Source organism: Sphingobacterium daejeonense (genome assembly GCF_901472535.1).
Taxonomy (GTDB): Bacteria; Bacteroidota; Bacteroidia; order Sphingobacteriales; family Sphingobacteriaceae; genus Sphingobacterium; species Sphingobacterium daejeonense.
On sequence record NZ_LR590470.1, the window covers coordinates 2,225,369 to 2,241,188 of the forward strand.

Genomic DNA, 15,820 nt, shown 5'->3' on the forward strand with positions numbered 1-15,820 from the left:
TTGTTTATAATTTAGATTTGTATTCTTCTTCATCAAACCCTAATAAAATCCCTTTTGGACTTTCGATCAGTGGTCTTTTAATCATACTATTGTTGTTCAACAATACTCTGTTTGCAGATTCGGCATCTTGCACGCTGGCTTGTTCTTCAGGACTCAATTTTCTCCACGTTGTGCCTTTTTTATTTACAAGTTGATCCCATGAAACTTTCTTCTCCCATTCTTCCAATTTTTGTAAAGTGGCAGGTTCTTTTTTGTAATCATGGAATACATATTCCAACTTATGGTCATTTAACCAATCTAGTGCCTTTTTAACTGTGTTACAATTCTTGATCCCGTAAACCTGAAGCATATTAGTATAGTATTTTATAATTATTTGCTCTGCTAAAGATATTAATAAAATATTTAAATGCTGAGTTTGGATAGGGGAAAGGCTTAAAACTTCTTAGTGTATTTTTTACACTATATTTTTTGAACTGAATAAAAAAGTTTATCTTAGTTCCTAATAACAAAATTTAGAAAATACACTATGAGCCTAAAAGATTTCAAAGGAGTTTTAACTGGAGATCAAGTACAGGAGCTATTCGAAATAGCTAAAGAGCAATAAATTTGCATTACCTGCGGTAAATATTATCGGAACTGATTCTATCAATGCAGTTATGGAGACTGCGAAGAAAGTAAATTCACCAGTGATCATTCAATTATCAAATGGTGGTGCGCAATTCTATGCTGGTAAATCATTGAACAATGATAATTTACAAGCATGTATTTTAGGGGCGGTTTCAGCTGCTCAGCACGTACATTTATTGGCAGAGCATTACGGCGTTGCAGTTAATTTTGCACACGGACCATGCTGCTAAGAAATTATTGCCTTGGATTGATGGTTTATTAGATGCAGGTGAGAAATTCTTTGCTCAACATGGCAAACCATTGTTCTCTTCTCATATGTTGGATCTTTCTGAAGAACCATTAGAAGAAAACATCGAAATCTCAAGAAAATATTTAGAGCGCATGAAACCGCTAGGTATGACTATTGAAATTGAATTAGGTGTAACTGGAGGTGAGGAAGATGGTGTTGACAATTCAGATGTAGATAGTTCTAAATTATATACTCAACCTGAAGAAGTAGCTTACGCTTTTGAAGAACTTTCCAAAGTATCAGATAAATTCACTGTTGCAGCAGCATTCGGAAATGTGCATGGTGTGTACAAACCAGGAAATGTAAAGTTACAACCTGTTATTTTGCACAATTCTCAAGAATACATTCGTGAGAAATTCAACCTTACTGCTGAAAAACCAGTGAACTTTGTTTTCCACGGTGGATCGGGATCTTCACCTGAGGAAATTAAAGAAGCTATTTCTTATGGTGCTATCAAAATGAATATCGATACAGATATGCAATGGGCATTCTGGGATGGCGTAAGAAAATACGAAGCTAAAAACCGTGATTTCTTACAAGCTCAGATCGGTAACCCTGAAGGTGCTGATTCGCCTAACAAAAAATATTATGACCCACGCGTATGGTTGCGCAAAGGTGAAGAAGCATTTGTTGAACGTCTAGAACAAGCGTTCGCTGAATTAAACGCTGTAGATTCTAACAGCAAACTATAAGCTAAAGCTTCTTAAAATACTTGAGAGAGCTGTCAAATTTGACAGCTCTCTTTTTTTATCCACTATTTAGAAATTTGATATAATTATTTAAAAACCAAATAATTAAAGTTTAGCCTTAATAAGTTTTTTGTTTTTAATTTTATATATTTAAATATAAAAACCAAAACTATTATTAAAGTTAAAATTATGATTTTTACATGTTTAAAATTCCCAACGAATAATTTATTCCTGTTTAATAATTTCCCTCAATTTTATTTGGCTACTATATTGATTCTTTTATTAGGGTTAACCTCTTGCCGGGAGGATGAAATTTTAGAATATAAAAAAGACGACAACGAAAAATACTACCACAAATATAAAGATGAGGAATTAGGGTATTTCAGAGGAAATATTTCTCCATTGATTGGAGGAGATATGAGAAATTTGATTGGTGTGGTGAAACTTTATGCTGACAATGAGCGTGCGGAGGATGGATCAAAATCTTATAAAATATAATTCGGCATTCAAAATTATGGTCTTTTCCTACAAACCAACAAGGTCGAAGATTTTATGATGGCAATCAATTTGGCTGAAACCCCTAAGCCTTCCAGAATAAATATTACTTTAAATAAGACCGATGATATAAATAGGACAGATATAAACTCCATATATACCGCTGTGCGATATAAAAATCCTGATGGCAATCACTTTACCACAACTTATATACCTAAAAACAAACCCTTAAGTATCTTTATTAATAAGGTCTTTGAAGACCCATATTATCCGGTTCCTGTAATAGAAGGATCAGTTATGGGTGAGCTATCCAATCCTGAAAATAAGGAGGACGTTCTCCATTTGAAATTTGACTTTAGGTCGCGTTATTATGAAGAGTCTGAAAGAAATTAAGTTCCAATTTCCCATGATTCTTAACACTATCCTTTCAGTTTTTACGTATATATATTAAGGACTTCTTGTAAAGAGGTCATAATTTAAAAATGTGAAATCAGTCAAAAGTAAAATTGTCCGTTATCACATGTTTTGTGATAATTTATCCTTAATATTACAATAACAAGCAAGGGGATATGTATAAAGAACGATTCATTAATTATTTAAAATTTGAGAAGAGATATTCTGAACATACCATTATTGCTTATGAAAGGGAGATTCAAGGATTATTTGATTTTATTTCCGCTGAATCTGTTCCATTTGAAGAAATCGACTATCGTTTTTTGAGGTATTATTTTTCGAATCTGAAGGAACAGGGAAAAGAAGCCTCTTCCGTAAACCGGGCAATTTCCTCTTTGAAGTCTTTTTATAAATTTTTGATGCGTGAGGGATTGGTAAAACAAAATCCTATAGCATTAATTAAATCACTGAAGACGGCCAAGAAACTACCTGTTGTAGTTGAAAAGGAAAAGATGGTTAGGTTGCTCGATCACATGAATTCTGAACCGCAGGATTTTGAACAGACCCGTGATTTTATAGTCTTGGAAATGCTGTTTGGAACGGGGATTCGCTTGGCTGAATTGTTAAAAATAAAGGAACAGGATATTGATTTTTATAATAAAAAAATACTTATATTCGGAAAAAGGAGCAAAGAGCGTTTTGTTCCGATACACCAAACACTTGCTGAAGAACTGAAGAGATATTTAAATCTCAAAAAAGAGATGAATTTCAAAAACATTTCAGCAGAATTAATCGTTAGCAAAGAAGGGAAGGAGGCATATCCTAAACTTATTTATCGGATAGTCAATAAATATTTGAGTACCATCACTTCCCAGAAAAAAAGAAGTCCGCATGTATTGCGACATACCTTTGCAACCGCGTTGTTGGATAATGGCGCAGATTTAAATGCTATTAAAGAATTATTAGGTCATGCTGGGTTATCGGCAACACAAGTATACACCCATAATTCAGCAGAACGTTTGAAATCAATTTATAAACAAGCTCATCCAAAGGCTTAAAAAAGGAGGAAAAATGAACATTACAGTGCAATCTATTAAATTTAATGCTGACAGTAAGCTAATCGAGTTCATTAAGAAGAGAACGGAAAAATTAAATCAATTCTTGGATAATATTATCGAAGGAGTATGTTATTTAAGGTTGGAAAATGTGGAAGATGAAGCGAATAAGATAGTAGAACTTAAATTTAATGTTCCAGGCAATCAATTGTTTGCCAAAGCACAGGCTAAGAGTTTTGAAGAGGCAACTGACCTTGCCATCGAATCTATTAGACGTCAAATCAATAAACATAAAACCAAGACCAGAGGTAATCTAAGTAATCACAAAGAATTGTTAAATCAAGAAGAAGAATTTTAAAAAAAATAAAATATAATAACAGACTAGGCTCCCAGTAGGGAGCCTTTTTGTTGATGATAATTGTATAAATCTTGTTATAACTTCATTTAAAAATTATATTAACTATTTTTATTTGGAATAATTCTTAACAATATTTAGATTTGTTCCAAATTAAAAAAGCAGATGATTTGTCCTTTAGCAAATTTTGAAGAGATTTTCCAAACTGAGAAGGGTGCAGTATATCAATGTAGCCGTAAAAACTGTTATTGGTTAGACTTTAAAGGATCTACTACAGCCTTTAAGGTCAGAGATTTCTTTGCTTTTAAAAAGAGAATTGACCGCATCAACATTGAAAAAATGTTAACCGATCCATCAAGATCAGCAGATTTTGAGATCATTATGCCTTTTAGAACTGACAGTATTTTTTGTTTTATCGGTAGACGAAGTCTTAACATTAAAAGAGATTCTTGCTGGTGCGAAATTCATGATTGAACTGAATAGTGAGATCAAAGCCTGCTTAAAATCCAAAGCTGTACTAGCATTTTAATAATTCTTTATAATTATACTGATTCTAAATAGTTTAAGGATTCATTAGGCTAATTTAGACTGAATTTGTATTGCAGATTTTTCAGACGTTTTCCTACACTTAAGCTTATCTTTGTATATAAGAAATCCGAAATAGGTTTCTAATTGTATTACACATAAAGGAAAATATATTAATGAAAGATTTATTGAAATTAAAAACATCTATCTCTGAAGAGATTGAAAACATATTGAACGAACAAGTAAAGGTTGAAGCTCACTCATCAGCATTATATTTAGCAATGTCTGCATGGTGTGATGATCAAGGTCTTGACAACTCAGCAGCATTCTTCGCAAAACAATCTGACGAAGAGCGTACTCACATGTTGAAAATCTTCAAATACATCAGTGACCGTGGTGGTCGTTCGATTTCTCCAGAAATTACAAACGTTCCTGTAGATTTTGAATCTTTTAGAGGCGTATTTGAACAAACATTGGAGCAAGAAATGTTCGTTACTGAGCAATTCAACAAAATTGCTGACAAATGTATGAAAGCTAAAGATTTCGTTACTTTCAACTTTATCCAATGGTTCTTAGAAGAGCAAGTTGAAGAAGAATACGTAGCTAGACGTATCCTTGAATTATTCGACGTGATTGGTGAAGAAGGTACTGGTCGTTGGGAAATTGACCGTCATTTAGTGAAGGTAACATTCGATGGCGAATAATATTTCACAATAATTTAAAAAAACGGGCTAAAATATCATTTTAGCCCGTTTTTTTTATACAATTATTTTTAGTTTATACGTTTTAATAGTAAATTTCATTTTATAGTTTTTTTTGTGAATTTTAGATTACCAATTTAGTCTACTGCTTTTGTGAGAAATTACTTAATAAGTATAGCTGTTTTACTTTTGACCTTACTGAATCTTCAGGATGCAAATGCTCAGGTGGATTTGAAAAGCGTCGAAGGTGTGGTCACAGATACTAGCGGTATGGGACTGAAAGGTGCGTCGGTAAGACTGGTCAGTCAGCTCGACACCATGACAACTACAACGAATGAAAATGGTTTCTATACTTTCTCAAACGTAAAAGGAAAGAATATCAATCTTTCTTTCAGTATGCTTGGTTACCAAATCATAAACAAAAGTATATCAACCTCTTTTTTAATCAATAATATATTTGTTCCCAAAATAACCCTCTACCCACAAAACCACCCTCATTCCTGAGGTTAGGATTACAAAGATTATCCCTGTTGTTGATCGTGGAGATACTATTCAATTTAATATGGGCGCATTTACCTTTCCAACGCATTCTCTCCTAGAAGAGGCTATCAAGCAACTTCCAGGATTTCAAGTCCTGCGAGATGGTACAACCTATTATAATGGTCAGTTGATCAGGGGAGTAAGGGTTGACGGTAAAAAATTCTTCGGTGGAGACCTACTTACAGCTACAAGAAACCTTCCTTCTGAATTTGTTAAACAGATCGAGGTTATCAATGATTATGGTGAACTGAATATGGCAAAGGGTATTAAAACCTCAGATCCAGAAAAAATCATCAATATCGTACTCCAGCCCGATAAAAAACGAATAACCTTCGGACAAGGTACAATTGGAATCGGTACAAGTGACCGATTTATAGGAAGCTTGGGAATCAATAAATTCAATGATGGGCAAGAAATGTCCATAGTAGGATCTATTAATAACACAAATACGAGTTTGTTTCTGTTTGGATCGCCGGATGGAGCAGGGAGTAGAAACACTGATCTTTCAGAAATTGGCGATTTCTCAGACCCAAATGATGGGTTGAATAAACTTGGCTCCATCGGTATTTCTTTCACAGACAATATTGGAAATAATATGACACTCAATGGTGGATATACTTATCAAAGTAAATATAACCTTACCAAAGGTAACTCTCTATTGACATCATCTTATACAGGCTACAAAATTCATAGGAGAGAAGAGTATGAAAACAAATCCTATGATAATCTGCATACATTGAATTTAGAGCTGAATGCTAAATTTAAGAACAATGATGTATTAAAAATCAATCCAAAGTTATCTTATAACCGTGAGCATTTTTATAATCAACGGATAACAGACATTACAAACAGAAGGATATTTGATGAAGGTTTAAGGCAAGATACTTCCGTCAACTCCAAGCCTTCTGCTGATATTTCTATGCTATATTCAAAGCATTTCAACAAGCCTGGCAGAAAATTGGTGGCTGATCTAAAACTGAACTATCAATCCATTTCAAAAAAAGGATGAGGTTTCAGAGTATTACCAAAGTTTCGATTCAACAGGTACAGAACCAATTATCACAAGCTTCAGTCAAAAGCAATTTGTTGATGCTAGAAATGATGTGGCTGGTATCAAAGCTGCCGTATCCTATGTCGAACCATTTTATGAACACAGTTTGTTGGAGATCATGCACGATATGGATATCAATAATATCGAAGCGGTACGTACTGTAAGAGATCCAAATTTTTTTGGTGGTGGATTTATTGATTCTTTAGCTGTGAACTATGCCTATCAATTTAAGAGTTTTTAAAACAGGTCTTAACTACCAATATGAACCAAATAAAAAGTTTAGGGTCAATATGGGTTTTACTGTCCAGCCAGTAACGCTCTCTGGGCGAGTAAAAGGCGATACAGCAGTATATGATTACAATAATGTTAATCTTGTCCCTTCCACAACGGTAAGGTATAAATTCAGTAATGATCTAGAAATTAAGCTTGCTTATTTAGGCCGGAATATTCAACCTACGTTTTTACATATTTCACCGGTTAGGGATAACTCTAATTCGAGGAATATTATTGTAGGTAATCCTTCCTTAAAAGCAGAGTTCTCAAATCAATTCTCCACTACACTTAGGAAGTTTTTGCCAACTCGTGGTCAATATTTTCAGACCGATTTTGCCTATACATTCATTGCAAATAAAATTGTAAGCTCCAAAAAAGCCCTTTTTAACGAAACTATCCAAGAGACAACCTTTGAAAACACCGATGGATATTATGATATTAAATGGTACTATGAGTTCAATTCTCCAGTATTTACGGATCAATTGAATCTAGGTCTCTCAGGTAATGTAGATTACTATAATAATCTTTCCTATGTAAACGGTTTTAAAAGCACGACAAAACAAGTATTGTTCAATCAGAATCTGCAGGTAAGGTATTTACCTTCAGAATATTTTGAATCCGTTTTCAACACCAACTATTTTTTAAATAGAGCAACATATGAGCTTCCTTATATTAATAAAATTGCGGCACATTCTTTTTTATTAAGTTTAGCGGGGAGAGGGTATCTGTCAGACAATTTTGTAATAGGGGCAGAGATGTCTCAGAAGTTTTATGATGGATACGTTAGTGAATTAAGTGATGTAAATCCCACCATTATTAATACCTATATTGAATATTCTTTCCTTAAAAATAAATCAGCATTAATTCGTTTGCAATGCAATGATATCATGGATCAAAACAAAGATGTTGGTGTATTGACGTCATATGTTGGCAATGATGTCTTTGAATCCAGAAACAACAGACTTGGCAGATATTTTATGCTTACCTTTAATTTGAGATTACAAAATTATCCAAAATAAGAATTAAGATGAAAGTAGCTGTTATGAAAGGATTTGGAGGTCCTGAAGTTTTTGAAATAGAGACAAGACCAGATTTGATACCCTCAAATGATCAAGTATTGATTGAGGTTAAAGCAGCAGGTATCAATAGACCGGATGTTTTTCAGAGAAAAGGTAACTACCCTGCACCGAGTGGAACAGCTCCCGATATTCCAGGACTTGAGGTTGCTGGTGTTATAATCAGTATTGGTCCCGATGTCAAGAATTATAAAATTGGTGATGAAGTCATGGCCTTATTACCTGGAGAAGGATATGCAACCCAAGCATTGGTTTCTGAAAAGATTTGCTTGCACAAGCCTAAAAACATTTCATTTGAAGAAGCAGCGGCTCTTCCAGAAACTATCTATACCGTATGGGACAATATATTCGAACGTGGCCAATTAAAAGCTGGAGAGCATGTGCTAATCCATGGCGGAACGGGAGGTATTGGAACCGTCTCAATTCAATTGGCAAAATTATTTGGGGCGGTGGTATATACAACGGTTGGATCACAGGGAGAAAGTGAAAGTAGCAGAGGAGTTAGGTGCTGATATAGCCATAAATTATAAAACCCAAGACTTTGTTGAAGTATTAAAAGATAATGGGGTTGATGTTATTTTAGATAGTATAGGTGGTGATTATTTTGGCAAAAACATAGAGGTTCTTAAGGAAGATGGTCGATTGGTTTACATCAACGCTATGAAGGGGCCAAAAGTTGAGCTTAACATTATGAAAATAATGCAGAAAAGGATCGTTTTGACAGGTTCAACTTTGAGAGGAAGAGGAAAAGATTTCAAATCAAAGCTCACTAAAGAAATTGAAACAAATATTTTACCTCTCATAGAAAATGGAAAGTTTAGACCCATTATGTCGAAAATCTTCCCATTTGAAAGCGTTTCTGATGCACATATCTATTTTGAAAGTCCAGATCAATTTGGTAAAATAGTGCTTAAAATGGATAGCTAAATACTTTTAGCTGTTTGTAAACCTTTTTATTTTATTATATTTAACAAAATTGATAAAACCTATTTTCTATACAATGAAACTAAAATTTCTTACAACAGCTTTATTGATAGGTACGAGTGTCTTGACAAGTTTTGGCCAAAAGATCGGAAAAGTTGAAAAGCCGATTGATTTGGTCAGTACTTTGGTTGGAACTCAATCTACTTATTTCTTGTCAAGCGGAAATACCTATCCTGCTATTGCTTTGCCTTGGGGTATGAACTTCTGGAGTCCTCAGACGGGCAAGATGGGGGATGGATGGATGTATACATATACTGCAGAAAAACTTCGCGGCATCAAACAGACCCACCAACCTTCACCTTGGATGAACGACTATGGTCAATTTTCCATTATGGCCATGGTGAACAACAAAACTTTTGATCAAGATAAAAGAGCTAGTTATTTCTCGCATAAAGCAGAAGTAGCAAAACCGCATTATTATTCGGTTTACTTGGCAGATTACGATACCAAAGTAGAGTTAACTCCAACAGAAAGAGCTTCCTATTTCAGGTTTACTTTTCCAAAAACTGACTCAGCATATGTCTTAATTGATGCTTTCGACAAAGGATCTTATGTAGAAGTAATCCCTAAGGACCAAAAGATCATCGGATACAGTACCAAAAATAGTGGTGGGGTTCCAGATAATTTCAAAAACTATTTTGTGATGACTTTTGATAAACCTTTTGCAAATGTTTCAACATTTGCAGATTCAGTTCTTACGGATGGGCGTTATATGGTCAAAGCTGACCATGTTGGAGCGATCGTTGGTTTTCCAGAATGCGAATGCCGGAGATCAGCTATTGATGAAAGCTGCTTCCTCATTCATTAGTGCTGAACAAGCAGAAATCAATTTAAAAGAACTTGATGGGGTAACTTTTGATCAGCAGGTTCAAAAAGGTGAGGATATTTGGAACAAAGAATTGGGCAAGATAGAAATCGAAGGCGGAAGCATAGATCAAATGCGTACATTTTATTCTTCCTTTTATCGGTCTTTGTTATTTCCTAGGATGTTCTACGAAATCAATGCAGCGGGAGAAGTTGTTCATTATTCACCATATAATGGCAAGGTTCTTCCGGGATACATGTTTACTGATACGGGATTCTGGGATACTTTCAGAGCGTTGTTTCCTTTCTTGAACTTGATGTATCCTGAGATGAGTGAAAAAATGCAGGAAGGTTTAGCCAATGCGTATCGTGAAGGAGGATGGTTACCAGAGTGGGCAAGCCCTGGTTATAGAAGCGTCATGGTAGGAAATAACTCCGCATCTGTCGTCGCTGATGCATGGATTAAAGGAATAAAATCAAAAGATATTGAAACCCTTTATGAAGCTGTCTTAAAAGGATCTAAAAATGCCGGACCATTGACTGCTGTAGGTCGTGCTGGAGCTGAATATTACAATGAATTAGGCTATGTTCCTTATGATGTTAAAATCAATGAAAATGCCGCTCGATCTTTAGAATATTCCTATGATGACTTTGCTATTTACCAATTGGCAAAATCATTGGATAAGCCGCAAGCAGACAAAGATCTGTATAAACAAAGATCCTACAATTACCAAAAGTTATTTGATCCGTCTACTGGATTGATGCGCGGTAAAAATAAGGATGGTTCATGGTCTACACCATTTAATCCATTCAAATGGGGCGATGCTTTTACAGAAGGTAATAGCTGGCACTATAGCTGGTCTGTTTTTCAGGATGTTGAGGGATTAGCTAAGTTAATGGGTGGTCATCAAGCAATGGAAATCAAATTAGATTCAGTATTTACTTTGCCACCAGTATTTGACGATAGTTACTATGGGTTTCCAATCCATGAAATCAGGGAGATGCAGATTGCCAATATGGGGCAATATGCTCATGGTAACCAACCTATACAGCATATGATTTATTTATACAATCATGTAGGTACACCTTGGAAAGCTCAATATTGGCTGAGAGAAACCATGAACAGAATGTATTCCCCAAATCCTGATGGTTATTGTGGAGATGAGGATAATGGCCAGACCTCTGCATGGTATGTGTTTTCAGCTATTGGTTTCTATCCAGTGACCCCAGCTGTTGATGAATATGTACTTGGATCGCCGATCTTTGATAAAGTAACATTAAACTTAAGCAATGGTAAAAAAGTAACGATCGAAACCAAAAACAATTCTGATAAAAATCGGTATATCCAATCCATGAAATTGAACGGGAAAAATTATACCAAAAATTACGTTAAACACAGTGATTTGGTAAAAGGAGCAAACCTATTTTTCGATATGGGACCAGAGCCTAATAAGAAGAGAGGAATTGATAAAGCAGACTTACCATTCTCGATCAGCAAGGATGATCAATAAAAAGAATTCATAATCAACCTATAAATTGGCTCCAAGTAACTTTGGGGCCTTTTTTTATGATGTTTACAGGATAAATTGATAGAATCTGAGGGATGATAAATATCTAAAAAAAAAAGGCTTGGAATTATTCCAAGCCTATAAAAAAAATCTTTTGTATCTAACCCAATTGGGCGCGCACATGTACCTTTTACGAGATATTTTCTGGTAAAATAATTGTTGTTGGCTAGTGAAGATTAAAAATCGTCGTCATCATCATCCATGTCATCGTATCCGCCGATCGAATCGATATCATCTAACCCGAAATCATCATCGTCATCAAAGACATCATCATCGTCATCAGGACCGTTGAAGTTGAGAACTCTTTCATCAACCATTTCATCTGTTTCAATTGCTTGCATTGTAGCCATGTTGTTTATTATGATATTTTTCTATTGTTATGTAAAATTATATAAGAATATTCAATTCGTAAATTTTTTTTTAAAATAATTGGAACATGTCTCGAATATTCATTTTACATATTTTAATCAACTATTTCACCGATACTGTTCTCTTCAGCAACAATGTCTTTAAGCTGAGGAAGATCCCTTGTACTAGTTAAACCAAAATGATTCATAAATTCACCACTTGTTGCATAAAGCAATGGTTTTCCTATGCTGTCTGATTTTCCAGCAATCTGTATCAAGCCCTTGTCTAACAGCCTCTGGATCGAATAATCACAGTTTACACCTCTGATTTGTTCTACTTCCAATTTCGTGATCGGTTGCCTATATGCAATGATTGCTAGGGTTTCCAATGCTGATTGGCTCAGTTTTTTTCTTTCCTTATGAACCTGCAATTGATTGATAGATTCATGGTACTCAGGCTTTGTCAAGAACTGCAATTGGTCATTGATGGACACTAATGCTAAGGCATAGTCTTCTGACTCATATTTAGCCTTCAATTTGCCAATAAACTCAGCCAATTCTACCTTACTGATTTCAATGGCCAACGAATCCTGCAAAACCTCCCGAAGATCCTTTTGACTGATACCTTCTGTAGATGCAAAAATGATAGCTTCTATATTTAATATAATATCCTTCAAAATCCTATACTATTAATAATTTATCACCTGCTCTTCCATTTGTTCTGGCAATTCCCTGAATTGGTAGGTTTGAGTTCTTAACTGAGGTTCAAATCCTGCTTCTGTAATCGCATCTTGGATTGATTTTGAAGTAAATCTATGCGGTGCACCAGCTGCCGATACTACATTTTCTTCAATCATGATGGATCCAAAATCATTTGCTCCGGAATGCAAACAGATTTGCGCTGTTTGCTTTCCAACGGTTAACCAAGACGCTTGAATATTTTTGACATTAGGAAGCATAATCCTGCTCAATGCGATCATGCGAATATATTCATCCGCCGTTACATCATTGGTAATTCCTCTGAGTCTCTTCAATAGGGTTCCATCATCTTGGAATGGCCAAGGAATAAATGCGATAAAGCCATGCGCATCGGCAGGTTTCTCGCTTTGTACCTCACGGATCCAAACCAAATGCTCAAAACGTTCTTCAATGGTTTCTATATGGCCAAACATCATGGTTGCTGATGTTGGTAGGTTTATTTTATGGGCAGCACGCATGACATCCAACCATTCCTGACCACCACATTTACCTTTAGAAATAAGCCTGCGGACTCTATCATTAAGGATTTCAGCACCAGCACCTGGCAATGAGTCAAGCCCCGCTTCTTTCATGGCAGTTAAAACCTCAATATGGCTCATGCCTTCCAATTTTGCAACGTGAGCAATTTCGGGAGGACCAAGTGAATGAAGCTTTAGGGTAGGATAGAGCTCCTTCAATTGCTTGAAAAGAGTCGTATAGAAATTCAGACCCAAATCTGGATGATGGCCCCCTTGTAGCAACAATTGATCACCACCATATCGGAATGTTTCTTCTATCTTTTGTTTATAGGTTTCAATATCCGTAATGTAACTTTCTTCATGACCCGGACGCCTGAAAAAATTACAGAATTTACAATTTGCAATACACACATTCGTTGTATTGACATTCCTGTCTATCTGCCAAGTAACCTTGCCATGAGGAACTTGAATTTTACGCAATTCATTAGCTACATAAGCTAAGTCTGCAGTAGCGGCTTCTTTATATAAGAAAATGCCTTCTTCCTTGCTTAGAAAGTCAAAATTTAAGGCACGTTCTAACAGTTTGTTTACATTCATGTAATAACAAAGATACGTAGCTTTTTATGAAAACGAAAGACGTACAAAAGAATTGAAAATCCGCAATAATGCCGTAACTCTTTAAATAAATGTTCATGGGTGTCTTTTTATCTCATGATAAATTTTTTAATTGCTCTTGCGGTATATATTTTCATATTTTAAAAACTTAAGAATCAATCAGTTGTTTTTATTGTAACGTCACATTTATTTTACGTTCTGTTAACTCAAACTTAATTTAAATGAACTAGAAAAATCATATATTTAGATACACTACAAAGGAGGTTATCGATGAGCCAAGACATTATCCATATTGAGCGTACATATCCAATTTCTACTGCCGAATTATGGCAAGCAATGACTGATAAACAAAAATTAAAAGATTGGTTTTTCGATATTCCTAATTTCAGTACAGAGGTAGGTGCTGAATTTGAATTTGCTAAAATTCAAAATTCTCACAGTCAATTCCATCATTGCCGTGTATTGGAGGTTAAACCTGAAGAACTTTTTCGCTTTACATGGAAAAATCCTAAACAGTCCAATGGGAATTCCATCATTACATGGCGATTTATTCCTAGGCGCGGGGCAACGACCTTACATCTGACGCATGAAGGATTAGAACATTTTAGAAATGCTGGTGAACAATATACACAAGAGCGTTTCGAATCAGGTTGGGAAAGAATTCTGGGCGATTCACTGCCCAAGTTTATTGAAAAATTGTAAAATTTTTTTTATTGATAATCAATAAATTACGTTGAACAGTTAATTAATGCAAAATTTAATGTTGATAAAATTTATTTTTTAATTAATTTTATTAATAAACCTATGTAAATCATTAATTCGGTTCTACAATTTATATGAAGAAAATTTTTTCCAGTCTGTATGTTCAGGTCATCCTAGGCATTATTATCGGTATTCTATGTGGTGTTTTTTACCCTGATTTCGCAGTTAAGCTGAAACCGTTGGGTGATGGCTTTATTAAATTGATCAAAATGATCATTGCGCCATTGATATTCAGTTCCATCGTTATTGGTATTGCAGGAATGCAGGATATCAAGAAAGTCGGAAAAATAGGGCTCAGCTCCTTGATCTATTTTGAAATCATGACTACGGTTGCTCTGATCATAGGACTTTTGTTTGTCAATATTATTCAACCCGGCACTGGAATGAATGTTGACCCTGCAACATTAGATCCAACAGCAGTTTCCCATTATATCCAAGAAGCTGAAGATCATAAATCTGTAATGGATTTTATCCTGAGCATTATCCCGAACAATGTTATTGCAGCAGTAGCCTCAGATAATTTATTACAGGTACTTCTATTTGCCGTATTGTTCGGCATAGGGCTTACTAAAATTGGTCATAAAAATGCGGAGCCAGTTATTAATGTACTACAATCATTCCTGAAAGGTTTATTTGCTGTCATTAAAATGATCATGTATTTGGCGCCAATTGGAGCAATGGGGGCTATGGGATTTACTATTGGAAAATACGGTATTGAGGCACTTTCTTCATTAGGGTTATTGATGCTTAGTTTCTATGGCACATGTATCGTGTTTATTGTCGGCATTATTGGTGCAGTCCTATACTTCTATGTGAATGTAAACATCTTCAAGTTGCTGAAATATATCAAAGAAGAATTGCTGATCGTGTTAGGTACTTCTTCCTCTGAATCTGCATTACCCGGATTGATGCAAAAATTAGAAGATGCTGGATGTTCAAAACCTATCGTAGGATTGGTTATCCCAACTGGTTATTCCTTCAACTTGGATGGTACTTGTATATACTTGACCATGGCTGCCGTTTTTATTTCTCAAGCCTTGAATATGCATCTTTCGTTAGAACAGGAAATAACCTTGTTGTTAGTCCTATTGTTAACTTCTAAGGGTGCTGCGGGTGTCACAGGGAGCGGATTTGTAACTTTGGCAGCAACACTGCCTGTCGTAGGACATATACCTGTAGAGGCTGTAGGATTGATCCTTGGAATTGATAGATTTATGAGTGAGGCAAGAGCATTGACCAATATCATCGGAAATGCAACTGCTACCATCGTGGTCGCTAAATATGAAAAAGGCCTTGATGAAGACTTGTTGCACGAGAAGCTAGGTAATACAAAAGCTATAGAAGCATAAATGTAAATTGAATTTATTCTCTTAAAGGCTTTCTTAATTTTCTTGTAGTCTTCCAAACATTCATGTATAATTTCTGGTTTAATGATTGGCTATTTAAAACAGAAA

The 15,820-nt window shown here is 35.2% G+C and carries 18 protein-coding genes and 2 pseudogenes; 16 read left to right on the top strand and 4 right to left on the bottom strand.

Going from position 1 to position 15,820, the window contains the following annotated elements; all coding sequences use genetic code 11:
- Positions 1-4: 4 nt before the first annotated feature.
- A complete protein-coding gene (locus tag FGL31_RS10630; protein ID WP_138091317.1) occupies positions 5-349 on the bottom strand; it encodes an ArsC family reductase in 345 nt (114 codons plus the stop codon).
- Between the two features lie 177 nt (positions 350-526).
- Between FGL31_RS10630 and fbaA the strand changes: the two are divergent.
- From fbaA to FGL31_RS10695, 14 genes and pseudogenes are all read left to right on the top strand, one after another.
- A pseudogene (gene fbaA / locus FGL31_RS10635) lies at positions 527-1,608 on the top strand (class II fructose-bisphosphate aldolase).
- A 186-nt stretch (positions 1,609-1,794) separates the two neighbouring features.
- Entirely contained in the window at positions 1,795-2,103 is a 309-nt protein-coding gene (locus tag FGL31_RS10640) for a hypothetical protein (protein WP_138091319.1), read from the top strand.
- A 54-nt stretch (positions 2,104-2,157) separates the two neighbouring features.
- Positions 2,158-2,493 (top strand): hypothetical protein, encoded by a 336-nt coding sequence (locus tag FGL31_RS10645; RefSeq protein ID WP_138091321.1) that lies wholly within the window; start codon positions 2,158-2,160, stop codon positions 2,491-2,493.
- A gap of 176 nt (positions 2,494-2,669) precedes the next feature.
- Entirely contained in the window at positions 2,670-3,551 is an 882-nt protein-coding gene (locus FGL31_RS10650; RefSeq protein ID WP_138091323.1) for a tyrosine-type recombinase/integrase, read from the top strand.
- Between the two features lie 13 nt (positions 3,552-3,564).
- Entirely contained in the window at positions 3,565-3,906 is a 342-nt protein-coding gene (gene hpf / locus FGL31_RS10655; RefSeq protein WP_099372246.1) for a ribosome hibernation-promoting factor, HPF/YfiA family, read from the top strand.
- 162 nt (positions 3,907-4,068) lie between these two features.
- Entirely contained in the window at positions 4,069-4,377 is a 309-nt protein-coding gene (locus FGL31_RS10660; protein WP_232046619.1) for a hypothetical protein, read from the top strand.
- A gap of 227 nt (positions 4,378-4,604) precedes the next feature.
- Positions 4,605-5,132 (top strand): ferritin, encoded by a 528-nt coding sequence (locus FGL31_RS10665; protein ID WP_099372244.1) that lies wholly within the window; start codon positions 4,605-4,607, stop codon positions 5,130-5,132.
- A gap of 150 nt (positions 5,133-5,282) precedes the next feature.
- Complete coding sequence (locus tag FGL31_RS10670; RefSeq protein WP_138091325.1) at positions 5,283-5,633, top strand: carboxypeptidase-like regulatory domain-containing protein; 351 nt, start codon at positions 5,283-5,285, stop codon at positions 5,631-5,633.
- Between the two features lie 58 nt (positions 5,634-5,691).
- A complete protein-coding gene (locus FGL31_RS10675; protein WP_138091327.1) occupies positions 5,692-6,678 on the top strand; it encodes a porin family protein in 987 nt (328 codons plus the stop codon).
- Between the two features lie 94 nt (positions 6,679-6,772).
- Positions 6,773-6,961 carry a hypothetical protein gene (locus FGL31_RS10680; RefSeq protein ID WP_138091329.1) on the top strand — a complete coding sequence of 63 codons (189 nt, stop codon included), beginning with the start codon at positions 6,773-6,775 and terminating at the stop codon, positions 6,959-6,961.
- Entirely contained in the window at positions 6,936-8,012 is a 1,077-nt protein-coding gene (locus tag FGL31_RS10685) for an outer membrane beta-barrel protein (protein WP_138091331.1), read from the top strand. Before FGL31_RS10680 ends, FGL31_RS10685 begins: the two co-directional genes overlap by 26 nt.
- 8 nt (positions 8,013-8,020) lie before the next feature.
- A complete protein-coding gene (locus FGL31_RS25395) occupies positions 8,021-8,581 on the top strand; it encodes an alcohol dehydrogenase catalytic domain-containing protein (protein ID WP_232046620.1) in 561 nt (186 codons plus the stop codon).
- Complete coding sequence (locus FGL31_RS25400) at positions 8,553-8,996, top strand: zinc-binding dehydrogenase (protein WP_232046622.1); 444 nt, start codon at positions 8,553-8,555, stop codon at positions 8,994-8,996. Before FGL31_RS25395 ends, FGL31_RS25400 begins: the two co-directional genes overlap by 29 nt.
- 73 nt (positions 8,997-9,069) lie before the next feature.
- Positions 9,070-11,368: pseudogene (locus FGL31_RS10695) on the top strand (GH92 family glycosyl hydrolase).
- Between the two features lie 233 nt (positions 11,369-11,601).
- Here the strand turns inward: FGL31_RS10695 and FGL31_RS22645 are convergent.
- The 3 genes from FGL31_RS22645 to mqnC form a co-directional block, all read right to left on the bottom strand.
- Entirely contained in the window at positions 11,602-11,775 is a 174-nt protein-coding gene (locus FGL31_RS22645) for a hypothetical protein (protein WP_171017625.1), read from the bottom strand.
- Between the two features lie 113 nt (positions 11,776-11,888).
- Positions 11,889-12,449: an SMC-Scp complex subunit ScpB gene (scpB, locus tag FGL31_RS10700; protein WP_138091333.1), complete on the bottom strand. Its 561-nt coding sequence runs from the start codon at positions 12,447-12,449 to the stop codon at positions 11,889-11,891.
- Positions 12,450-12,461: 12 nt separating this feature from the next.
- A complete protein-coding gene (gene mqnC / locus FGL31_RS10705; protein ID WP_099372239.1) occupies positions 12,462-13,586 on the bottom strand; it encodes a cyclic dehypoxanthinyl futalosine synthase in 1,125 nt (374 codons plus the stop codon).
- A gap of 288 nt (positions 13,587-13,874) precedes the next feature.
- On the opposite strand from mqnC, the gene FGL31_RS10710 reads away from it, so the two are divergent.
- Positions 13,875-14,306, top strand: coding sequence for an SRPBCC family protein (locus tag FGL31_RS10710; RefSeq protein WP_138091335.1), 432 nt, complete (start codon positions 13,875-13,877; stop codon positions 14,304-14,306).
- Between the two features lie 134 nt (positions 14,307-14,440).
- Positions 14,441-15,715 (top strand): C4-dicarboxylate transporter DctA, encoded by a 1,275-nt coding sequence (gene dctA / locus FGL31_RS10715; protein ID WP_138091337.1) that lies wholly within the window; start codon positions 14,441-14,443, stop codon positions 15,713-15,715.
- Positions 15,716-15,820 lie beyond the last annotated feature (105 nt).